This window comes from Veillonella intestinalis, assembly GCF_943193155.1.
Lineage (GTDB): Bacteria > Bacillota > Negativicutes > Veillonellales > Veillonellaceae > Veillonella_A > Veillonella_A intestinalis.
In genome coordinates this window covers 87,812-109,521 of sequence record NZ_CALPDB010000006.1, presented here as the reverse complement: position 1 = coordinate 109,521, position 21,710 = coordinate 87,812, and the positions used below count along the sequence as shown (strand labels likewise).

Annotated in this window: 21 protein-coding genes; all 21 read left to right on the top strand. The window is 40.6% G+C overall.

The genetic code is table 11. The features are described from left to right. Positions 1-113 precede the first annotated feature (113 nt). The 21 genes from NFR44_RS08250 to serS all read left to right on the top strand — a co-directional run bounded on the left by NFR44_RS08250 (position 114) and on the right by serS (position 21,548). Entirely contained in the window at positions 114-932 is an 819-nt protein-coding gene (locus tag NFR44_RS08250; protein WP_251443579.1) for a serine hydrolase, read from the top strand. Between the two features lie 20 nt (positions 933-952). Continuing rightward, positions 953-2,551: a peptide ABC transporter substrate-binding protein gene (locus NFR44_RS08245; RefSeq protein ID WP_251443576.1), complete on the top strand. Its 1,599-nt coding sequence runs from the start codon at positions 953-955 to the stop codon at positions 2,549-2,551. Positions 2,552-2,608: 57 nt separating this feature from the next. Continuing rightward, entirely contained in the window at positions 2,609-3,553 is a 945-nt protein-coding gene (locus tag NFR44_RS08240; protein ID WP_251443573.1) for a S66 peptidase family protein, read from the top strand. A gap of 148 nt (positions 3,554-3,701) precedes the next feature. Beyond that, on the top strand, positions 3,702-4,979 hold the full coding sequence (locus NFR44_RS08235) for an amidohydrolase (protein ID WP_251443569.1): 1,278 nt from the start codon (positions 3,702-3,704) through the stop codon (positions 4,977-4,979). 148 nt (positions 4,980-5,127) lie between these two features. Next, on the top strand, positions 5,128-6,684 hold the full coding sequence (locus NFR44_RS08230) for an ABC-F family ATP-binding cassette domain-containing protein (RefSeq protein ID WP_251443566.1): 1,557 nt from the start codon (positions 5,128-5,130) through the stop codon (positions 6,682-6,684). Between the two features lie 11 nt (positions 6,685-6,695). Beyond that, positions 6,696-7,277 (top strand): GTP cyclohydrolase I, encoded by a 582-nt coding sequence (gene folE, locus NFR44_RS08225; RefSeq protein WP_251443563.1) that lies wholly within the window; start codon positions 6,696-6,698, stop codon positions 7,275-7,277. Next, positions 7,255-8,091: a dihydropteroate synthase gene (gene folP, locus NFR44_RS08220; RefSeq protein ID WP_251443560.1), complete on the top strand. Its 837-nt coding sequence runs from the start codon at positions 7,255-7,257 to the stop codon at positions 8,089-8,091. Before folE ends, folP begins: the two co-directional genes overlap by 23 nt. Continuing rightward, positions 8,091-8,453, top strand: a complete 363-nt coding sequence (folB, locus tag NFR44_RS08215; protein WP_251443557.1) for a dihydroneopterin aldolase — start codon at positions 8,091-8,093, stop codon at positions 8,451-8,453. Before folP ends, folB begins: the two co-directional genes overlap by 1 nt. An 89-nt stretch (positions 8,454-8,542) precedes the next feature. After that, positions 8,543-9,016: a 2-amino-4-hydroxy-6-hydroxymethyldihydropteridine diphosphokinase gene (gene folK, locus NFR44_RS08210; protein ID WP_251443554.1), complete on the top strand. Its 474-nt coding sequence runs from the start codon at positions 8,543-8,545 to the stop codon at positions 9,014-9,016. A gap of 97 nt (positions 9,017-9,113) precedes the next feature. Beyond that, complete coding sequence (ftsL, locus tag NFR44_RS08205) at positions 9,114-9,422, top strand: cell division protein FtsL (RefSeq protein WP_251443551.1); 309 nt, start codon at positions 9,114-9,116, stop codon at positions 9,420-9,422. Between the two features lie 131 nt (positions 9,423-9,553). Continuing rightward, positions 9,554-10,039 carry a S1 domain-containing RNA-binding protein gene (locus tag NFR44_RS08200; protein ID WP_251443548.1) on the top strand — a complete coding sequence of 162 codons (486 nt, stop codon included), beginning with the start codon at positions 9,554-9,556 and terminating at the stop codon, positions 10,037-10,039. A gap of 61 nt (positions 10,040-10,100) precedes the next feature. Continuing rightward, entirely contained in the window at positions 10,101-10,997 is an 897-nt protein-coding gene (locus NFR44_RS08195; RefSeq protein ID WP_251443545.1) for a Ppx/GppA phosphatase family protein, read from the top strand. Positions 10,998-11,015: 18 nt separating this feature from the next. Then, the gene (gene tilS, locus NFR44_RS08190) at positions 11,016-12,398 is read left to right on the top strand and encodes a tRNA lysidine(34) synthetase TilS (RefSeq protein WP_251443542.1); all 1,383 of its coding nucleotides are present in this window, start codon (positions 11,016-11,018) and stop codon (positions 12,396-12,398) included. Next, complete coding sequence (gene hpt / locus NFR44_RS08185) at positions 12,399-12,941, top strand: hypoxanthine phosphoribosyltransferase (RefSeq protein ID WP_251443539.1); 543 nt, start codon at positions 12,399-12,401, stop codon at positions 12,939-12,941. A gap of 125 nt (positions 12,942-13,066) precedes the next feature. Then, positions 13,067-14,989, top strand: a complete 1,923-nt coding sequence (gene ftsH, locus NFR44_RS08180; RefSeq protein WP_251443537.1) for an ATP-dependent zinc metalloprotease FtsH — start codon at positions 13,067-13,069, stop codon at positions 14,987-14,989. A gap of 89 nt (positions 14,990-15,078) precedes the next feature. Then, a complete protein-coding gene (locus NFR44_RS08175) occupies positions 15,079-16,065 on the top strand; it encodes a biotin--[acetyl-CoA-carboxylase] ligase (RefSeq protein WP_251443534.1) in 987 nt (328 codons plus the stop codon). A gap of 5 nt (positions 16,066-16,070) precedes the next feature. Next, positions 16,071-16,838, top strand: a complete 768-nt coding sequence (locus NFR44_RS08170; RefSeq protein WP_251443530.1) for a type III pantothenate kinase — start codon at positions 16,071-16,073, stop codon at positions 16,836-16,838. Beyond that, positions 16,822-17,820 carry a tRNA dihydrouridine synthase DusB gene (dusB, locus tag NFR44_RS08165; RefSeq protein WP_251443527.1) on the top strand — a complete coding sequence of 333 codons (999 nt, stop codon included), beginning with the start codon at positions 16,822-16,824 and terminating at the stop codon, positions 17,818-17,820. The genes NFR44_RS08170 and dusB overlap by 17 nt, the downstream gene beginning before the upstream one ends. A gap of 117 nt (positions 17,821-17,937) precedes the next feature. After that, the gene (greA, locus tag NFR44_RS08160; protein ID WP_251443524.1) at positions 17,938-18,411 is read left to right on the top strand and encodes a transcription elongation factor GreA; all 474 of its coding nucleotides are present in this window, start codon (positions 17,938-17,940) and stop codon (positions 18,409-18,411) included. Between the two features lie 47 nt (positions 18,412-18,458). Then, positions 18,459-20,000 carry a lysine--tRNA ligase gene (gene lysS / locus NFR44_RS08155; protein WP_251443521.1) on the top strand — a complete coding sequence of 514 codons (1,542 nt, stop codon included), beginning with the start codon at positions 18,459-18,461 and terminating at the stop codon, positions 19,998-20,000. Between the two features lie 267 nt (positions 20,001-20,267). After that, complete coding sequence (gene serS, locus NFR44_RS08150; protein WP_251443518.1) at positions 20,268-21,548, top strand: serine--tRNA ligase; 1,281 nt, start codon at positions 20,268-20,270, stop codon at positions 21,546-21,548. Positions 21,549-21,710: the final 162 nt, after the last annotated feature.

Genomic DNA, 21,710 nt, shown 5'->3' with positions numbered 1-21,710 from the left:
TAGGCATAGAGTACAATTGATAGTAAGTGTAAGTGTAAGTGTAAGTGTAAGTGTAAGTGTAAGTGTAAGTGTAGGCATGGTATGGTAGTAGCCAAGAAAGTAGGGCGCAGTAGATGGAAAAATTACTAGCTGGGAAAGGCTTAGAAATAGAATTAAATGATTTAATTAATCGCTTAGCACCTACTGGACAGGTGTCGTATTTAGTAGTTCGTTTAGATGACGAATTGCCCATGGTAGAGATTGCTAGCCGTAAGATGGAAGCTGTTCATGCCAGTGCTAGTATGATAAAAGTGTTGATTATGGCAACTCTTTTCAGTAAGGCGATAGCAGGGGCGATTAATATACAGGATACAGTTGGTCTTCGCGATGTAGCTCGTGTATTAGGTGGTGGCGCTTTGCAAGAGTTAGAGGGGCACCATCGTTTTACCTATTTAGAAATTTGTCGGCTCATGATGGTTTTGAGTGATAATTGGGCTACTAATTTATTAATTCACCATTTAGGCATGGATACTATCAATGAATTTGCCTTAACTTTAGGTTTAAAAGATACACGCCTTAATCGTTTTATGATGGATACGGTAGCTCGTGAAGCGGGTCAAGAGAATGTAATGACGGTATTGGATTTAATGGTTTTGTATGAATATATTTATCGTCAACGTGAAACGGGGCCTTTAGGCTATGAAATGTGGCAATTATTAGGACGTCAACAATTTCGTGATAAATTGCCCTTTTATTGGGGGGAAGATGTGGTGTTCTATCACAAAACAGGGGTGCTTGAAGAAGTAGAACATGATGGAGGTCTTTTGCCATTAGTGAAAGGCACTTTTGGTTTAATTGCTTTTATTTCACAGGTTCCTAATACGGAAGGTATCTTGCTTGGCGCTCAGATGGGGCGAAGTATGAAGGACTTTTTAGATAATAAACTGCCTTAAGGTGGCGTAAGGAGTTGTGTATGAGACGACTGGGAATAGTAAGTATAATTCTTATATTAATATTGAGCGTAACTGTATTGGCTGGATGTAGTCGCAGTGGTGAAACCATACCAGCAGATACATTGCGTTATGCATTAGAGCAAGAACCGTCTACTTTGGATCCAGCCAAATCATCGACGTTGCCTGAATCTACGGTAGAGTTGGCTATTTTTGAAGGGCTCACTCGTTTAAATGAAAAGGATATACCAGAACCAGGGATGGCGGAATCTTGGTCGATTTCAGCTGATGGCTTGGTGTATACTTTTCATATTCGCCCTAACGCACAATGGTCGGATGGCAAGTCTGTGACAGCTCATGACTTTGAATATGCTTGGAAAAGAGCGTTAAATCCTGCTGTAGCTGCTAACAATGCGTATATGCTCTATGTATTGAAAAATGGGGAAGCCTATAATACAGAAAAAGCAAGCGCAGATGAAGTAGGGGTAAAAGCTATCGATAATCATACGTTAGTCGTTACCTTGGCAGCACCGGCGCCTTACTTTTTAGGGCTGACAGCTTTTCATGCTTATTATCCAGTGCGAGCTGATATTGTAGAGGCTGCACCTGATACATGGGCTACTAATGCAGACACATTGATTGGCAATGGTCCATTTAAATTAGTAAAATGGCAACATAGCGCAGAGTTACAATTTGTAAAAAATGAACGCTATTGGGAAGCTGCTAAAGTACGCTTAAACGCTATGGAGTGGCCTATTAGCGAATCTCAAAGTACGCGTCTTACTTTGGTAGAAGGTGGGGCTGCGGATATTATGGTAGAACCGCCAGTAGCCGACCAAGAGCGGTTAAGTCAGTTAGGGCTTTTCAAAGTGGCGCCATCATTAGGGACCTACTACTATGTATTTAATGTTACTGCGCCACCATTTGATAATCCATTGGTGCGAAAAGCCTTTTCCATGGTAATTGACCGGAAAGTGATAGTTGATACCATTGTTCATGGGGGCAAAACACCAGCTTATGGTTTTGTGCCACCAGGGCTTACGGATGAAGGAACAGGGCAGGATTTTCGGCAAGAAGGCGGTGCTTTAGTTGCTTATAATGTGGCGGAGGCTAAACGTATGTTAGCAGAAGCTGGCTATGGGCCTAATAAACCACTACCACCAGTGACTATATTGTATAATACGAATGAAATGCATAAGGCTATTGCTGAAGCGGTGCAGGCAATTTGGCAAAATGAGCTAGGTGCTACGGTATCTTTGCAGAATCAAGAAACTAAGGTATTTATGGCTAATCGTGAAGAAGGCCACTATCAAGTGGCTCGTGCTTCGTGGATTGGTGACTATGCGGATCCACAGACTTTCTTAGATGTATTTTCTGATGAAGCTAATGATGCGCAGTATCATAGCACTGCTTATAATGCGTTAATGGAACGGGTTCATATGACGACGGATTTAACTGTGCGCAGTCAATTAATGCATGAAGCGGAAGCAATGCTTTTTGAAGATACGGTAATATTGCCGATTTATTTCACGACTACACCGTATGTAGTACGCGATACAATTGATGGTTTCTTCTGGTCCAGTTTGGGCACCGTAGATTTTAAAGAAGCCTATCGGAAATAATTCTGTTAAATTGTGTATGTAAGTGTATGAACACATGTTTTGAAGTAGGAGATTAGAATGGATTGGATATGGCCTAAACGAATAGAGCCTGGTATGACCTTAGGGTTTACGGCTCCTGCATCAGCGGCTAAAGAGGATTTAACTAAGCTTGAGGTTATAGCCAAGGAACGTGGTTATGATGTCTTGTTTGGGTCTAGTTGTTTTCGTGAAGGCCTATATGGTGGGTCCCCGGAAGAGCAGGCTCAAGAATTTAATGAATTAATGACTACAGCGTCTTGTGATGCGGTGATTGCTTTGCGTGGTGGCTATGGAACCGTACGGTATCTACATTTATTAGACTATGAAGGCATTCGCCACCATGGAAAACCTTTCGTTGGCTATAGTGATTGTACCGCGTTGCATTGTGCCATTGGGAAATATAGCCGTTTAATTACCTATCATGGGCCTATGGGGGTAGATTGGTTACAAGCAAATCGTGAAAGCGATATAGAACATCTATTTGATTTATTAGAAGGGCGTACTTCGGTTATTGAACCTTTATTGGCACCACCACGTGGATTTATTGGTGCTAATATGGAGGAAGGACGTTTATTAGGTGGTAATTTAGCCATGCTTTGTAGTTTAGGAGGGACTCCATATATGCCTGATTTAACTGATTGGCGTGATGCTGTTTTGCTCCTAGAAGATATTGGTGAACCGCCTTATAAAATTGACCGAATGTTACAGCAGCTTCGTTGGCAAGGTATATTGTCACAAGTGAAAGGTGTTGCTTTAGGCACTTTTACAGATTGTGAAGGGGATGCAGAGGATGAGGTCTATGAAATAGGGGCTCAAGTATTAGATCATATGATGGCTGAGCGATCGGACGAGAGTCCTGAACCCTTTGTGTGTTATGTTCCCGTTGGACATGGGGCGCCTCATTGGGCGCTTCCATTAGGGGCCTATGTAAGTTTTCGTGCTATTTCTAATACGTTATTGATATTGCCTCATGGTGATTCATAGGTTATGTTAGTACGTTGCAGGCAGAAGGTAGGCCTAGGACAGAGTTAGCAAAAATTTAGTAAGAAGTTAGAAAAAAGCTAGGAAATCTAAAGAAAACTAGAAAAAGCTAGAAAGAAGTTAGTAAGAAACTAGAAAGGAATGTGTATTCATGCATAATAAGGAAGACGTATTAGCGGTGAGTCAGTCGCTTGCAGTTCGTGAACAACGCCTTCGTCAGGCGATTCAAGAGGCAGACGGGTCACTAATTGAATTAGCTACCTATTTGCATGAAAATCCTGAACTTGGTTTGCAAGAACATAAAGCTGTAGCTGCTATCAGTCAGTTGTTAGAGCAATATGGGTTTGCAGTTACTGTGGATGTAAGTGAGGGGCGGATTCCTGAATTAGCAACGTCTTTACGTGCTGATAAAGGCGGTCTAGAAAGTGTTAGTGGAAGTGATAGCGACTGTACTAGCAAAAGCACTAAAGAAAGCACTAAAGAAAGCACTAAAGAAAATCCTAGAGAAAGTGACGTATATAAGATGGCTTTTCTTGGTGAATATGATGCATTACCAGGCTTAGGACATGGTTGTGGTCATAATTTAATTGCCGCTATGAGTGCAGGAGCTGCTATTGGCTTTGCCGCAGCTGTACCAGAAGCGCACACTACATTTTTTGGTTGTCCCGCTGAAGAAACTGTAGGTGGCAAAGTATTTATGGCTGAAGCTGGTGTGTTTAAAGGCTATGCAGGTGCTTTGTTAACACATCCAGCGGATGTAAATGAATTGGGCGGTTCATCATTAGCGAGTCATCCATTGGAAGTTACGTTTCATGGGCGAACCGCTCATGTGGCGAATTTGACCGATAAAGGTGTGAATGCACTCGATTGTGCTGTAGCTTTATATAGTGAAGTCAATCGCTTAAAAGCGCAATGGGGATCAGAGGTCGTCATAGGTCAGATATTTACTGAAGCTGGTGAAGCGCCTAATATGATTCCTCATACAGCTACCCTACATATGACTGTACGAGCTCATACAGTGGATTTTTTAGAAAATGTAGTGTTGCTTACGATAAAGCGTGCCGCTGATATGATTGCTAAAGCACAAGGGGCACAAGTTTCATACCAACACTATGAGCCACTTTTTAAAGATTTGCGTGAAGATAAAGGGTGGCAACAGTTGGCGGCGCAAGTCATGACTGAGTGGGGCGTGGCACCGACTATTCTGCCTGATGATGTAGCAGAGGGTAGCACTGACATGGGTAATGTGTCGCATGAGATACCAACGGTACAATTGACATTAGCGATTGGTGAGCATATGGGGTTACATACACCAGAATTTGCTGAAGCTACAGGCTCGCCAGCAGGGTTGGCGGCCATTCAAAAAGGCGCCCATATTATGGCTATTATGGCATTACGTCATTGGTGGCAACAACAAGGACAATCTTGATTACTAAAAGTGATAGTATGCATGAAAGTAATGGCTATAGGTGGCGTTTTTGACATCCCTATAAAATAAAGGTAAAATATAATATGGTTAATAAAGCCGTCTGTTTCAGGCGGCTTTTACATTAGATATACGTGTTGGGAGATGACTGATGAGTGTATTAACAGTATCCCATGTGACCCATGGATTTGGAGCACGTCAAATTTTAGATGATGCTTCTTTCCGCTTGTTAAAGGGTGAACATGTTGGATTGATTGGTGCTAATGGTGAAGGTAAGTCTACGTTCTTAAATATCATTACGGGTAAAATTTTACCTGATGAAGGAACGGTTACTTGGTCTAATAAAGGGACTGTAGGTTATTTGGATCAGCACAGTGTGTTGGCTGAAGGACAGACTATTCGTGATGTATTGCGCGATGCGTTTAGTGATTTATTTGAATTAGAAGGTCAGTTACAAGCCGCTTATAATGAAATGACAGATTGTGACGAAGATCGTATGAATGAATTGCTAGAGAAAACTGGTGAGTGGCAAGAAGAATTAGAGCAACGAGGGTTTTATGAAATTGATGCTACCATTGAACGGACTGCGCAAGGATTAGGTCTAGTGGATATTGGTTTAGACCGTTTAGTTAATGAGTTGAGTGGCGGTCAGCGCACCAAGGTATTGCTTACTAAATTATTACTTCAAAAGCCTACCATTTTATTATTAGACGAACCAACTAACTATTTAGATGTGGAGCATATTGCTTGGTTGCAAACTTATTTGCAGGCTTATGAAAATGCTTTTATTCTCATCTCTCATGATATGGAATTTTTAAATTCTGTAGTTAATGTAATTTATCATATTGAACAAGCTCAGCTAACGCGTTACACAGGCAATTATGAACAATTCTTAGCGGCCTATGAAGTACAGCGGGCGCAGGCGTTAAAAGCCTATGAGCGACAACAGCAAGAAATTGCTCGTATGGAAGACTTTATTCAGCGCAACAAGGCTCGCGTTGCTACGCGCGGTATGGCGAATTCCCGAGCTAAACGATTAGAAAAAATGGACTTATTAGAAAAACCTAAGGTGCATTTGGAAGTCTCCTTTGGCTTTAAGGAAGGGCGTACGCCAAGTCGTTTCATTGTGACGAGTGAAGATTTAGTACTGGGTTATAATGAAGCCTTAACAAAACCTGTTAAAGTGTCCTTAGAACGAGGTCAAAAGGTAGCCGTTCGAGGTGTTAATGGTTTAGGTAAGACAACCTTATTAAAAACACTGTTAGGTTTTATTAAACCATATGCAGGTACCGTTGAGCGAGGCGACTTTTTGCAGGTAGGTTATTTTGAGCAGGAAGACAGTGCTCATAATGATATGACTGCATTAGATTATATTTGGAATGCGTATCCGGCTATGACTAATGCGGAGGTGCGAGCGGCTTTAGCAAGATGCGGGTTAACTAATGAGCATATTACAAGTCAAATGCGTGTGTTGTCTGGTGGTGAAAACGCCAAAGTAAGGCTTTGCAAGTTGATGCAAGAGTCTTATAATGTGTTGGTTTTAGATGAGCCGACGAATCATTTAGATGTGGCAGCTAAGGAAGAATTAGCTGACGCCCTACGTCGTTTTAAAGGAACGGTTTTATTGGTAAGCCATGAACCAGAATTTTACCGCTCTTGGATTACTCATGAGTGGAATGTAGAGGATTGGACCACTAAAATCGTATAGGAGGTCTTGTTATGAAAGAACAGGCCAGTGAGGGTATTGCTCAATTTTTAAGAGCTTTGGGCATTGATTTACAGGCGGCTGGGATGGAAAAAACACCTCAGCGTGTAGCTACTTTATATGAAGATTTGTTCTCCGGTATGCATGTTAATAGTGCAGATATATGGGGTGAAATATTTCCTACGGAGTATAAAGGTTTGGTAGCGGTTACTGATATACCTTTTTATTCTGTATGTGAACATCATTTAATGCCTTTTTTTGGTCATGTAGATATTGTGTATCAACCAAAAGAAGGGCGTGTTGCAGGCCTTAGCAAATTGAGTGATCTGGTAAATGTTTTTGCAAAACGGCCTCAGTTGCAAGAACGGATGACACGAGAGCTAGCAACAGCTATTGAAACGGATTTACAAGCGGAAGGTGTTGTAGTTCGCATTAAGGCGACGCACTTATGTATGCTTATAAAAGGTGAATTACAGCAAGGTACGGCAGTGGTGACGATGGAATGTCGCGGCGTACTAAGTAAGACAGGTCAACTTCGAGAAGAAGCTATGGCTATATTAGGAGGTACGACGGATGTTCAAACGACGCAGTTATAAATGGAGTGACGGTAAAACCTTAGAGTTGAATAATAGCACTCTCATCATGGGTATTTTAAATGGCACCCCCGATTCTTTTTCTGATGGGGGGAAATATAATAATCCTAAGGCGGCGGTAGCGCATACTAAGGAAATGGTTGCTCAAGGGGCTGATGTGATTGATCTTGGTGTAGAATCTACACGACCAGGGCATACTCATATTTCCGTGGCAGAAGAAATTAGCCGTATGGAAGCTTTGTTAGGGCCTGTTTTAGAGGCGTCTAAGGTGCCCGTATCAATTGATACATACCGCGCTGAAACAGCTGATTATGCACTTTCTCAGGGGGCTCATATTTTAAACGATATTTGGGGGCTTCGGTATGACCCTGATATTGCTGCTGTAGCGGCTAAATATAAAGTACCGGTTATTATTATGCATAACCAAGATAATACAGAATATGGTGATATTATTGAAGATATGAAGGCTTTCTTTTTTGCTTCTGTAGATATTGCGTTAAAAGAAGGGGTTATGCCACAGAATATTTGGCTTGATCCGGGTATTGGCTTTGGTAAAACAGGCGAGCAAAATATTGAGGTTATGCAACGTTTAGGCGAGCTAACGGCCTATGAATATCCTGTATTGTTAGCCCCTAGCCGTAAACGTTTTATTGGTACTATGCTCAATGAGTGCCCCGCTGATCAACGGGATGAAGGTACTGTGGCAGCTTGTATTACCGGCTTAATTCAAGGTATTGATATGGTTCGCGTTCACAATGTGGACATGCATAAGAAAGCCTTAACAGTGGCGGATACCTTGTTGAGAGGAGAGTTTTAATGGATAAGATTGTCTTAAAGAACATGGGCTTTTTTGGTTATCATGGCCATTTAGATTCTGAAACAAGCCAAGGGCAACGTTTTTTTGTGGATGTAACTGTTGTGACAGATTTAACAAAAGCGGGACAGTCTGATTTGTTAGAAGACTCTATTAATTATGTAGAAATTTATAATACGGTAGAACGGATTGTTACAGGCGAACCACATAAGCTATTAGAAAAGGTAGGCACTTTAATTGCTGATGAATTGTGGAATAATTATCGCGGTATAGTTGGTTTGGCTGTCGCTGTACGAAAACCAGCAGTGCCTATTCCAGGTATGTTGGACTATGCAGAAATTACAATCACTCGTGGGCAGATGTAAAGGTTTGGGTGTCACCGTTTGATCGTATTTAATAATTGGTCGTATTTAATAATAGGATTAAATCACTGCATGTCAGATGAGGTTATAATATGAACTATGTGTATTATATTAGTTTAGGTTCGAATTTAGGGGATCGCCAAGCTTATTTAGATCAGGCTATTGCAGGGTTACGAGCTACTGATGGTATCATGGTAGTAGAACCGTCTACTTGGCTTGAAACGCCACCTTGGGGCAATACAGAACAAGGGCCATTTTTAAATGGAGTGGCGAAAGTGGTGACGTCCTTAGAACCAGTGGATATGTTACATACTATGCAGCAATTAGAACAGGCGGCAGGCCGTAAGCGTATTATTCATTGGGGGCCTAGGACTTTAGATTTGGATATTGTTTGGGCTGAAGCTGAGGATGGCGTGCCATTGTCTGTTACTACCGAAGAATTACAAATTCCTCATCCCTATATGTGGGAGCGAACTTTCGTATTGGTACCATTGCAGGAAGTGTATCCTGATTTTGCCTTTCATGGGCAATCAATAGCGTCGCGTATCGCAGAATTACAAGCATAATATCTTGTTAAAAAGCCATTAAAATGTAATTGAACCCCTTTGGTAATGATGTTATAATAGGTTCATTCACAAGGTTGATAGACAAAGAGGTACAGTTATGGCAGATGAGGCGAGAGAAAAAAATATAAAGCGCAAACGGCCACAACCTAGACGAAACACTGTAGTGTTTTGGTTACAGATTATTTTTGTTGTAGTTGGTGTGTTTATCATTTTTCGTACAGGCTATGAGATTTATATGATTAAGCAACAACAACAGCAATTAGAACTTCAAATTAAGGATTTAAAAGAACGTAATGAAGCCCTTGAACAAGAGCGTCAACGATTGCAAGATCCTAAGTCAATTGAAGAGGTGGCGCGCGAAGAATTGGGCCTCGTAAAACCAGGCGAGGTACCGTATGTAAAATAAACTGTAAAGTAAGCTAGGACATTCGTGAAATAGCAGTTGACAAGGTTTTTCATAGACCTATATAATGAACATAGTGTGCATAGATTAGGTGCAACAACAGTTTTTTGAATTTAGGAGGACATCGGGTTAGCATGGCCATTGAAGTTGGTAGTGTTCTTGAAGGCACAGTTACGGGTATCACGAAATTTGGCGCGTTTGTAGATTTAGGTGACAAACAAACTGGGTTAGTGCACATTTCAGAAGTAGCAAATGAATATGTGGAAAATATTTCAGATTTTATTAAAGAACAAGACAAGGTAAAAGTTAAAGTTCTTAGTGTAGATGAAAAAGGTAAAATTAGCTTATCTATTAAGCAAACACAGCCTAAGCCAGAAGTGGCAGCACGCGCTCCTAAAGGTGAAGGGCGTGAGCCAAAAGAGTTTCGTCCTTATCAACATGATGGACATAATCGTGCAGCTCATGAAGGGAATCGTCGTAATTCCTTTGACCGTAAAAGTGGTGGCATGTCCTTTGAAGATAAAATGAGTCGTTTCTTAAAAGATAGCGAAGAACGATTAACTGATTTAAAACGTAATACAGAATCCAAACGAGGCGGTCGAGGCGGTCGCAGAGATTAATGTATGAGATGATGCGGAGCTCCGCATCATCTTTTTTATATCCATATATTGAGGTGACGATATGAGTGAAAATATAAAGAAAATTGGCATTGTTGACTTAGGATCCAATTCATTTCGACTTTTGTTAGGAACCTATGAAGCTAGCCAATGGCAGTGGGAGCCTAAACGTTTGTGGAGTACTCGGTTAGGTAAGCGAAGCACTGATGGAAATTTAACAGCTGAAGCGATAGAACGTAGTCTTGACGCTCTTGTAGAGATTCAAGAGGCCATTAAAGCTTATGGAGCAACTCAGGTGGTAGGAGTGGCTACTAGTGCTATACGAGAAGCGAGCAATGGGGCTGACTTTATGGCGAAGGCTATGGAGGTTTGCCCTATGGAGTCACACATTATTAGTGGTGAAGAAGAAGCGACTCTTGGTTTTGAAGGGGCTGTAACAACTTTTCCTGCAGATAGTCGTCACTATGGGCTTATTGATATTGGCGGTGGCAGTACGGAAATAGCTTTAGGGACTCATGAGCGGACTTATTGGCAACGGTCATATCCTATTGGGGCGGTGCGTTTGAAAGAGCGTTCGGATGAAGGTCCACAAGAAGTGTGGCAAGAGACGAGACCTTGGTTTGAGCCATTACCTATAGAAGGGCCTTTTGGTGAGTTTATAGCTGTTGGCGGCACCGCGACTACCTTAGCGGCTATGCATTTGAAGCTGGAGGTTTATAATCCAGGTGTGATTCAAGGCCATCAGTTAAGCCGTGAGGTTATCGAAGCGATGCTATTAGAATTGCGTTATATGACGCCAGAAGAGCGTTTGGCAGTGCCAGGGCTTCCTAGTAATAGGGCTGATATTATTGTAGCCGGTGGCGAAATTCTAACATCCTTTATGGATTGGTATGAAATCCCTTATGTAATTGTTAGTGAACGAGATGGCATGGAGGGAATGGCCGCTAGATTAGTTAAATAAGAGTAAGAGGAAGGAACAATGAATAGTATTCAGCGTTTTGAATCTCAAGTTTTGGCGTATGAACGAACTCATGGAACGGTACCAAAGGGAAGTCGTGTTTTGGTAGCTTGTTCAGGTGGTCCTGATTCAGTAGCTTTACTTCATTGGTTAGTTACTTGCAAAGGGGCGAACACAGAAGCAAATTTACAATTAGGCGTAGCTTGTGTAGATCATTCTTTGCGTTCTGAGAGCAGAGATGAATTACTGTTGGTGAAGGCATATGCTAGTCAATATGGGGTACCATTTTATGAATTCACCATTGAGGCAGCGAAGGTGGCTAAAGAACGTAAACAATCGATAGAAACGGTGAGTCGTGATTTGCGGTATGCGTTTTTTAGAGACATAATGAAGAAAGAAGCTTATGCGTATATTGCCACAGCGCATCATCAAGATGACCAAGGGGAAACTATATTGGCTCATTTACTGCGTGGGGCTGGTACTAAAGGACTTCAGGGGATGCATTGTGTGGAACAGGATTTATGGCGTCCTTTTTTAGGAGTAACTAAGGAAGTAATCTTAACATATTTAAAAGAGTTGGGGCTTACATATGCTCATGACATGACAAATGATGAACCCTTATATTTGCGTAATCGTTTACGCTTAGAGTTGTTGCCTCTATTGAAGACTTACAATCCTAATATAGTGGCTACATTAGCTCGTTTAGGGGAGAATATGGTAGCTGATGAAACGTATTTGCAGGGTGCAACCGACGAAGTATGGGAGCGGGTCTGTTGCTCTATTGATGAAACAAAGCCCGAAATTATCTTACAACGAGCAGCTGTAGCGGCGTTGCCTGAGGCTTTATTCTATCGTTTGTGGCAGCGAATTATGGCTTTCTTCCAGGATACAGGCACCTTTTCACAAGCACAATTACAAGAACTTCGAGCTGTGGTTAAGGGAAAAAAAAGGAAATATTTTATTCGTTCTCAGATGAAGGTTACGGCACAATATGATATAATACAAGTTGGACGTTTAAACGTTACACCGAAGGCAAACATAAGATATCGCTTGAAAGGACAGCGATTGGTTACTTGGTTAGGACCGCATGAAGAGGCACCGCCGTTGCAGGCTGGTGAGACCATACTTGTGCCACAACACTTAGCCAAGGAAGGTCCTAACTTGCGCCATCGTCAAACCGGTGATCGCATAGCGTTACGTCGTAAAGATGGATACATTTGGGGTCATAATAAGCTAAAAGATTGGCTCATTGATCAAAAGATTCCACAAGCCGAGCGAGATTCGTTATGGTTTTTATGTGGTGATGCGGTAGTGTTTGCTTTAGTTAAGCCTAAGGCGCTCACAATTGTATGGGACGAACAGGCAACTACGTATTGGGCTTGTTCTATCGAGGAGGAAGATTAAATGTTAGATTCCATTAAGGAAGTATTGATTTTACAAGAAGCATTACAGGAACGCGTTGCTGAATTAGGTAAACAAATTTCTGCTGACTATAAAGGTGAAGACGTTGTACTTGTGTGCGTCCTTAAAGGGGCGGTTATGTTTTTTGCCGATTTAGCACGTGCTATTGAGGGAAATGTGACACTTGATTTTATTTCCTGCTCTAGTTATGGTAATAGCACTGAAAGTAGTGGGGTTGTACGTATTTTAAAAGACCTTGATAAACCAGTGGATGGCAAGCATGTCATCGTGGTTGAAGATATTGTTGATACGGGTAATACACTACATTATTTATTGGAAAATTTAAAAGCGCGTAATGCTAAAAGTGTGCGTTTAGTAGCTTTACTTAATAAGCCAGATCGTCGTACTGTTGAAGTTCATGTAGATTATCAAGGCTTTGTTGTACCTGACTATTTCGTAGTGGGGTATGGCCTAGATTATGCCGAACAATACCGCAATTTACCGTATATTGGTATATTGAAAGAAGAAGTGTATCAATCGAAGTAATCGAATGTATACAATGAAATGCATTGTATGTACGATGAAAATATGTTAATATGTTTGTCAGAGTATATTTTTCGATATAGAAATGGCAGATTCCATGTTGAGAACTTTGTGAAAGGGGTAATAGATTGGGTCGTTTTATGAAAAATGCACTGCTTTACATTTTAATTATTGTAGCGGCTGCTACAGTGATTAATTCGTTTTCCAGTACAAATACGGCAAAGTCAGAGATTAGCTATACGAGCTTCTTACAGCAAGTAGCTCAGAAAAAGGTAGAAAAGATTACCATTACTGATAATCACTCCATTGTAGGTACATTAAAGAATGGTACTGAGTTTAGTACATATGCACCAACAGATCCTACCTTAATGAATCAACTGACTCAAAATGAAGTTGAAATTACAGCAAAACCACCAGAACAACCATCTTGGTGGATGGGGCTTCTTAGCTCTGTATTACCAATTTTCTTGTTAATTGGTGTTTGGTTCTTCATTATGCAACAAACTCAAGGTAGTGGTGGGCGCGTAATGAATTTTGGCAAAAGCCGTGCGAAAATGCAGGGTGAAGGCAAAGTAAATGTAACATTCAAGGATGTAGCTGGTGCTGATGAAGCTAAGCAAGAACTTGAAGAAGTAGTAGAGTTTTTACGTAATCCAGGTAAATTTAATGCGATTGGCGCTAAAATTCCTAAAGGGGTACTATTGTTTGGCCCTCCAGGGACTGGTAAAACTTTATTAGCTCGTGCTGTAGCTGGTGAAGCGGGCGTTCCATTTTTTAGCATCAGTGGCTCCGACTTTGTAGAAATGTTCGTTGGTGTTGGTGCTTCTCGTGTGCGTGACCTCTTTAGCCAAGCTAAGAAAAATGCGCCTTGTATTATCTTTATTGACGAAATTGATGCAGTAGGTCGTCAACGTGGTGCTGGTCTTGGTGGCGGTCATGATGAACGTGAACAGACCTTGAATCAGTTGCTTGTAGAAATGGATGGCTTTGGTGCTAATGAAGGGATCATTACCATTGCGGCAACTAACCGCCCAGATATTTTGGATCCAGCATTACTTCGTCCAGGTCGTTTTGACCGTCAAGTAACAGTAGATAAACCAGACCTCCGTGGTCGTGAAGCTATTTTGAAAGTGCATGCTCGCAATAAACCATTAGATGAAGATGTTAACTTGCAAACTATTGCGAAGAAAACACCTGGGTTTACTGGTGCTGATTTAAGTAATTTACTTAATGAAGCAGCTTTGTTAGCCGCTCGTCAAAACCGCAAAAAGGTATCCATGGCTGATTTAGAAGAAGCTAGTGAAAAAGTAAGCTATGGTCCAGAACGTCGTAGTCATGTTGTAAGTGATAAAGAACGTCGTTTAACAGCTTACCATGAATCAGGGCATGCGATTGTGGCTCATTTATTGCCAGAAGCAGACCCAGTTCATAAGGTAACGATTATTCCTCGTGGCCGTGCTGGTGGTTACACTATGATGTTACCAGTAGAAGAGCAAAACTATATGACAAAATCACAAATGTTAGCACGCATCCGTGTAGCTTTAGGCGGTCGTTGTGCAGAAGCATTAGTGTTGAAGGAAATCAGTAGTGGTGCTTCTGGTGACTTACAGCAAGTGACAAACATTGTTCGTCATATGATTACTCGTCTTGGCATGAGTGATGAATTAGGACCACTTGTATTTGGGGAACATCAAGAACAAGTATTCTTAGGGCGTAGCCTTGGTCATGAACGTAACTATGGTGAAGCAGTAGCTGAGAAAATTGATGCAGAAATGCATAAAATAGTATCTGAAGCATACAATGATGTAATGCAATTGTTATCGGATAATATTGAGTTTTTACATAATATGGCCAATGTGTTATTAGAAGAAGAAACCATTGATCATGAACAAATTGAAAACTTGTATAAGTACGGTACCATTACAGACCCTAATAAGGTAGAAGTAAATGAAGCAAAAAGTGCGTTAGAAGCAGCTGGTATTATTGTGCCAGATGCGATTGCAACAGAATCTACAGCAACGACTGAAGAATCAACTGCAAAAGATAACTAGCCTTATACAAGCGAATAATAATCGGTATACACCGATTGGCATAGGGCCGCCGGTAGGCGGCCCTTTTTCATAAAGGAGGCACCGGCGTTATGAGAGATGCAATTTTAGAATTGTTACGTGAGAATAAAGGGAATTTTGTGTCAGGTCAGCGTATGTCAGAACATTGTGATGTATCCCGCACAGCTATTTGGAAACATATAGAAGCACTGCGCAAAAAAGGCTATGTTATTGAATCATTTACTAAAAAGGGGTATCGACTCATGGAAGAGCCTGATGTAATGAGCTGGCTTGAAATGGAATCCGTATTAACCACTAAGACATTTGGACGCAATTATCAGTATTTAGAGAGTGTAGAGTCTACAAATCGGATTGGTCGCGATTTAGCTAATGAGGGTGCTCCGGAAGGCACTGTAGTTGTGGCTGAAGAGCAAGTGGCTGGTCGAGGTCGCTTGGATCGTGGCTGGTATTCTCCCTATGGTAAAGGTTTATGGTTCAGTATAATTTTGCGTCCTAAATTTTTACCTATAGAGGCTCCTAAATGTACTCTTATGGCTGCTGTAGCGTTAATCAAAGCCTTTCGTCGGTTAGGCTTACAGACTGCTGGCATTAAATGGCCTAATGATATTCTTGTCAATGGTCGTAAATTAGTGGGCATTTTAACTGAAATGAACGGTTCTATGGAAGAAATTTCTTACATTGTCATGGGGATCGGAATTAATACGAGTAGCACTTTAGAGGAAATTCCTGACTTTTTAAAAGACATTGCTACCTCCTTTGCTATGGAAGGTGTTGAGGTAGACCGGCGTGAAGCATTAAATACTATTTTAGAAGAATTAGAAATGCAGTATAATAAAGTATTGGCTGAAGGATTTAATAGTACTTTGGCAGAATGGAAAGAACTAAGTATTACCCTAGGCAAGCAAGTAGAAGTGCGGGCTCCAGGTAGTACCTATGAAGGTAAGGCCATCGACCTTGATCAAGATGGCAATCTTATGATAGAACGTGCTGATGGCTCCGTAGAACGAGTGGTGGCCGGTGACGTATCCATACGACCAGCACATAAAGTAGGAGGCTAATTTACATGTTATTAGTGATTGATGTAGGAAATACCAACATTGTTCTAGGCGTATATGATAAAAAGGAATTGGTAGGTCATTGGCGCATTTCTACGGATCGAGTACGCACTACTGATGAGTATGGCGTTATTATTATGAATTTATTTTTCCATGACCGTCAGGTTAATGTGAATGATATTGAGGCAATTATCATTTCGTCCGTAGTACCACCATTGATGCCAACCTTAGAACGGGTATGTTTACGTTATTTTAATGTAAAGCCGATTATTGTAGGACCTGGAACTAAAACGGGGATGGCCATTAAATATGACAATCCTCGCGAAGTGGGGGCTGACCGCATCGTAAATGCTGTAGCGGCTTATGAAAAATATGGTGGCCCATTAATCGTCATTGATTTTGGGACAGCCACTACATATTGTGCCATTTTAGAAAATGGTGATTATATTGGTGGGGCTATTGCACCAGGGGTACAAATTTCAGCAGAAGCATTATTCCAACGAGCTGCTAAATTACCTCGTATTGAGGTGCGTAATCCAGGGCAAGTTATTTGTCGCAATACGGTGACATCCATGCAATCAGGCGTACTCTTTGGATATGTAGGCCAAGTAGAAGGTATTGTAGGGCGTATGAAAAAAGAAATGCCGCCGAATGTTAAAGTAATTGCTACTGGTGGGTTAGCTCATTTAATCAATGCGGAAACAAATGTAATTAATCATATTGAACCTATGTTAACACTAGAAGGATTACGATTATTGTATGAAAGAAATAAATAATGACATTTGGCATATTGGTTCAGTGGCTATTTCTGGACGCGCTATACTAGCACCTATGGCTGGGGTTAGCGATATTGCGTATCGTTTACTGGCTGAAGAACAGGGCGCAGCGTTAGTATGCACGGAAATGGTAAGTGCTATGGGCATTAAATATGAAAATGAGCATACAAAAGACTTACTGTTTATGGAAGACGTAGAACATCCTGTGTCTATGCAGATTTTTGGTTCTGATCCTGAAGCTATTGCCTTAGCGGCTAAGGTGGTAGAGCGCGCGGGCGCTGACATAGTAGATATTAATATGGGCTGTCCTGTGAAAAAGGTAGTTTCATCTGGTGATGGCTCTGCGCTTATGAAAACACCAGATTTAGCAGCGCGTGTGGCAGAAGCGGCCGTGCAAGCCGTGAAGATACCAGTAACGGTGAAAATGCGGCTAGGTTGGGATGAGACGTCTAAAAATGTGCTTGATTTTGCTCAGCGGATTGAGTCTGTTGGTGTAGCAGCTATAGCTGTTCATGGCCGTACTCGAGAGCAGATGTATATGGGTAAGGCTGATTGGACGTATATTAAAGCTGTTAAAGAGGCTTTGTCGATTCCTGTTTTGGGGAATGGTGATGTAGTGGATGCCATATCTGCTAAGGCGATGCTAGAGGAGACAGGCTGTGATGCCGTACTTATAGGGCGTGGTGCACAAGGGAATCCGTGGGTGTTTAATGAGGTGAATCACTACTTGCAAACTGGTGAAATATTACCTAAGCCAACGGCAGTAGAGCGCCTTCATATGTTGCGTCGCCATTTTGAGTTACTATGTAAATATAAAGGTGTGCCGCTAGGAGTTCGAGAAATTAGGACCCATGCGGGCTGGTATATTAAAGGATTACCAGAAGCGGCCAAGTGGCGCAATCGGATTAACACATTACATACGATGGAGTCTTTTAAAGAGGCCTTAGCCACTTATGAAGCAGAATTGACAACGGCAATGTAATATTGATATAATGTTACGAGTAAATTACGTAAATATATGTGATGATAAAGTAAAGGTGTCAGTATATTGACACTTTTTCTTTATAGCTAAATGAAATATAGAAAGAGGAGTTCTATTATGGCAGAAGTAAAAGAAACGCTGTTAACCGCAGAAGGTCTTAAAAAACTAGAAGAAGAATTAGCGCATTTCAAATCTGTACGTCGTATTGAAGTAGCTCAGCGTATTAAAACAGCTATTGAATATGGTGATATTAGTGAAAACTCAGAATATGATGATGCAAAAAATGAACAAGCATTCATTGAAGGCCATATTATCGAATTAGAAAACAAAATTAATACGGCTAAAATTATTGATGAAAGCACTCGTAAGAATGTTGTATCCGTAGGTAGTAAAGTTAAACTATTTGACGAAGAATACAATGAAGAATTAGAGTATGTAATTGTAGGGTCTTCTGAAGCAGATCCTTTCAATAATCGTATTTCCAATGAATCCCCTGTAGGTAGTGCTATTTTAGGCAAGAAAAAAGGTGCTAAAGTAGAAGTAAACACACCTGATGGAGTAGCAACATTTAAAATTTTAGCAATTAGCTAAGTAGAAGTATTCAATACGATGACGTATGAAGTTAGGAGGCCATGTAAGTGAGCGAAGAAAAAGCGACTACCGTACAAGAACAACAACAAGAATTAAATGATCAAATGTTAATTCGTCGCGAAAAGCTTGCACAATACGAGGCAGACGGAGTGTATCCTTTTGGCCAGCGTTTTGTAGTACAGCAGCATGCGGCAACAATAAAAGACAACTTCCGTGATTTTGAGGACCAACCAGTAACTGTGGCAGGTCGTGTTATGACAATTCGATCCCACGGTAAAACTGCCTTTGCCAATATTCGTGATTTATCGGGAGATATTCAGATTTATTTGCGTAAAGATATGCTTGGTGAAGAGGCATATAAGCATGTTAAAATGCTTGATATGGGCGATATCGTAGGTGTAGAAGGTCATGTATTCCGCACTCATATGGGTGAAATCACGATTAAAGTTGATAAATTAACATTGCTTTCTAAATCCTTGCGTCCATTACCTGAAAAATGGCATGGTTTAAAAGATACAGAACTTCGTTACCGTCAACGTTATGTAGATTTAATTGTAAATCCAGAAGTGCGCGATACGTTTGTGAAACGTACACAAATCGTAGCTAAAATGCGTCAATATATGAATGCTCATAACTTCATGGAAGTAGAAACACCAATGCTTCATGCGATTCCTGGTGGTGCGGCAGCGCGTCCGTTCATTACCCACCACAATGCTTTGGACATTGACATTTATATGCGTATTTCTCCAGAATTACATTTGAAACGCCTAATTGTAGGTGGTTTAGAGCGAGTATTTGAAATCAACCGTTCTTTCCGTAATGAAGGGATTGACAATCGTCATAATCCAGAATTTACAATGATGGAATCCTATCAGGCATATGGTAATTTTGAAGATGCTATTGAATTGACTGAAAATATCGTAGCTTATTGTGCTCAAGAAGTATTAGGTACAACTAAGATTAATTATCAAGGCACTGAAATTGATTTAACGCCACCTTGGAATCGTATTACGATGCAAGAAGGGATTAAAAAATATACCGGCGAAGATTTCGATGCGGTAGAAACTTTAGAAGAAGCTCGTGCTATTGCGGATCGTTTGAATGTAGAATATAGCGAACGCGATGGTATTGGTAAAATCATTAATCTTTGCTTTGAAGATTATGTAGAAGAAAACTTAATTGAACCAACTATCGTATATGGTCATCCAATGGAAATTTCCCCATTGGCTAAACAAAACCGTGAGAAACCATTGACTACAGAACGCTTTGAAGCCTTTGTTTATGGTCGTGAATTAGCAAATGGTTATTCCGAGTTAAATGACCCAATTGACCAACGTCAGCGTTTCGAAAAACAATTACAAGAACGTGCTGCTGGTGATGATGAAGCTCATCGCATGGACGAAGATTTCGTAGCCGCTCTTGAATATGGTTTACCTCCAACTGCTGGTCTTGGTATTGGTATTGACCGTTTAGTTATGTTCTTAACTGATTCAGCTTCTATTCGTGATGTCTTATTATTCCCACTCATGAAACCTGAGTTGGATGTAAAACCAACTGATACAGAAGACAGCGAAGGTGCTGATAAATAAAAAAGCTAAGAGGCTAGTAACGGAGTTGCCGTTGCTAGCCTTTTTGTATAGGCGAACGGTCATTTGTAATGCAAAATGAGCTTTATTGTAATGCAAAATGAGCTTTACTGCAATGCAAAATGGGCTTTATTGTAATGCAAAACTATCTTTTTTGCATTGCAAAAAAGTCCTTTTCCGTGGTAAAAATTAACTAGATGTGGTATGATTAAGTGTAATTAATAATACATGGGTCCTAAGGGGACACTTTTTTAGTAAGAGGTTATGGATATGTTAGATTTACGTTTTGTTCGAGAAAACCTAGAAGCAGTACAACAAAATTTAGATAATCGCCACACCACTGGTGATTTAGAAAACTTTGCAAAACTCTATGATTTGCGCAAAGAGTTGATTCAAGAAGTAGAACAGTTAAAAGCACAACGTAATGCAGTAACTGCTGAAATTAGTGCATTAAAGCGTAATAAAGAAAACGCTGATGATAAAATTGCTGAAATGCAAAAAGTAGGGGATACCATTTCAGAGTTAGATGGTAAAATTCGTGAAACTGAAGCAGCCCTTCAAGATATTGCACTTATGTTGCCAAATATGTGTGATAGCTCTGTTCCTGTTGGGGAAGATGAAAATGACAATCCTGAAATGCGTCGCTGGGGCAATCCGCGTGAATTTGATTTTCCAATTCAAGCTCATTGGGATTTAGGCGAAAGCTTAGATATTTTAGATTGGGAGCGCGCTGCTAAAGAAAGTGGTGCTCGTTTCACATTCTATAAAGGCTTAGGTGCTCGTTTAGAACGTGCGTTAATCAACTTTATGTTAGATCTTCATACAGAACAGCAAGGCTATACAGAAATGATGACACCATATATGGTAACTCGTCAGACCTTGACTAATACAGGGCAATTACCTAAATTTGCTGAAGATATGTATAAAGTAGAAAATACAGAATATTTCTTAATTCCAACCGCGGAAGTTACCTTGACTAATTTCCACAGTGGTGAAATCTTGAGTGTTGATGAATTGCCTAAATATTATACAGCTTTTACAGCATGTTTCCGTGCTGAAGCAGGTTCGGCTGGTCGTGATACACGTGGTCTTATTCGTCAACATCAATTTAACAAAGTTGAAATGGTTAAATTTGCAACACCAGATACTTCCTATCAAGAATTAGAATCCTTGACTGATAATGCAGAAGAAGTGCTTCGCTTATTAGAATTGCCACATCGTGTAATTACACTTTGTACTGGTGATATTGGCTTTGGCTCCGCTAAGACATATGATGTAGAAGTTTGGATGCCAGCGCAAGGTTGTTATCGTGAAATTTCCTCTTGCTCTAACATGACTGATTTCCAAGCTCGTCGTGGTAATATTAAGTTCCGTCGTGATACTAAGAGCAAACCAGAATTTGTACATACTTTGAATGGTTCTGGCTTAGCAGTAGGTCGTACGGTCGCTGCTATTTTAGAAAACAATCAAGAAGCTGATGGATCTGTACGTATTCCTAAAGCATTGCAACCATATATGGGTGGCGTAGAAGTTATTAAACCAGTAAAATAAAGTGTTGTTTACGCTAAGTATGTGGTTTAAGATAAGTGATTTAAGTATCGTAAGTAATGGCGAGTGTAACATTGTTTAACGTAATCTAAGTAATTGCGAACGTAACATTTGTTGCGCAAGCCTAATAGAATGTAATATATTGTATCGTTGTAATAAAAAGGA

Bases quoted from the DNA above. Each gene is read 5' to 3' on its own strand.
- NFR44_RS08250 (WP_251443579.1), top strand. From the start codon at position 114: ATGGAAAAATTACTAGCTGGGAAAGGCTTAGAAATAGAATTAAATGAT.
- NFR44_RS08245 (WP_251443576.1), top strand. From the start codon at position 953: ATGAGACGACTGGGAATAGTAAGTATAATTCTTATATTAATATTGAGC.
- NFR44_RS08240 (WP_251443573.1), top strand. From the start codon at position 2,609: ATGGATTGGATATGGCCTAAACGAATAGAGCCTGGTATGACCTTAGGG.
- NFR44_RS08235 (WP_251443569.1), top strand. From the start codon at position 3,702: ATGCATAATAAGGAAGACGTATTAGCGGTGAGTCAGTCGCTTGCAGTT.
- NFR44_RS08230 (WP_251443566.1), top strand. From the start codon at position 5,128: ATGAGTGTATTAACAGTATCCCATGTGACCCATGGATTTGGAGCACGT.
- folE (WP_251443563.1), top strand. From the start codon at position 6,696: ATGAAAGAACAGGCCAGTGAGGGTATTGCTCAATTTTTAAGAGCTTTG.
- folP (WP_251443560.1), top strand. From the start codon at position 7,255: ATGTTCAAACGACGCAGTTATAAATGGAGTGACGGTAAAACCTTAGAG.
- folB (WP_251443557.1), top strand. From the start codon at position 8,091: ATGGATAAGATTGTCTTAAAGAACATGGGCTTTTTTGGTTATCATGGC.
- folK (WP_251443554.1), top strand. From the start codon at position 8,543: ATGAACTATGTGTATTATATTAGTTTAGGTTCGAATTTAGGGGATCGC.
- ftsL (WP_251443551.1), top strand. From the start codon at position 9,114: ATGGCAGATGAGGCGAGAGAAAAAAATATAAAGCGCAAACGGCCACAA.
- NFR44_RS08200 (WP_251443548.1), top strand. From the start codon at position 9,554: ATGGCCATTGAAGTTGGTAGTGTTCTTGAAGGCACAGTTACGGGTATC.
- NFR44_RS08195 (WP_251443545.1), top strand. From the start codon at position 10,101: ATGAGTGAAAATATAAAGAAAATTGGCATTGTTGACTTAGGATCCAAT.
- tilS (WP_251443542.1), top strand. From the start codon at position 11,016: ATGAATAGTATTCAGCGTTTTGAATCTCAAGTTTTGGCGTATGAACGA.
- hpt (WP_251443539.1), top strand. From the start codon at position 12,399: ATGTTAGATTCCATTAAGGAAGTATTGATTTTACAAGAAGCATTACAG.
- NFR44_RS08175 (WP_251443534.1), top strand. From the start codon at position 15,079: ATGAGAGATGCAATTTTAGAATTGTTACGTGAGAATAAAGGGAATTTT.
- NFR44_RS08170 (WP_251443530.1), top strand. From the start codon at position 16,071: ATGTTATTAGTGATTGATGTAGGAAATACCAACATTGTTCTAGGCGTA.
- dusB (WP_251443527.1), top strand. From the start codon at position 16,822: ATGAAAGAAATAAATAATGACATTTGGCATATTGGTTCAGTGGCTATT.
- greA (WP_251443524.1), top strand. From the start codon at position 17,938: ATGGCAGAAGTAAAAGAAACGCTGTTAACCGCAGAAGGTCTTAAAAAA.
- serS (WP_251443518.1), top strand. From the start codon at position 20,268: ATGTTAGATTTACGTTTTGTTCGAGAAAACCTAGAAGCAGTACAACAA.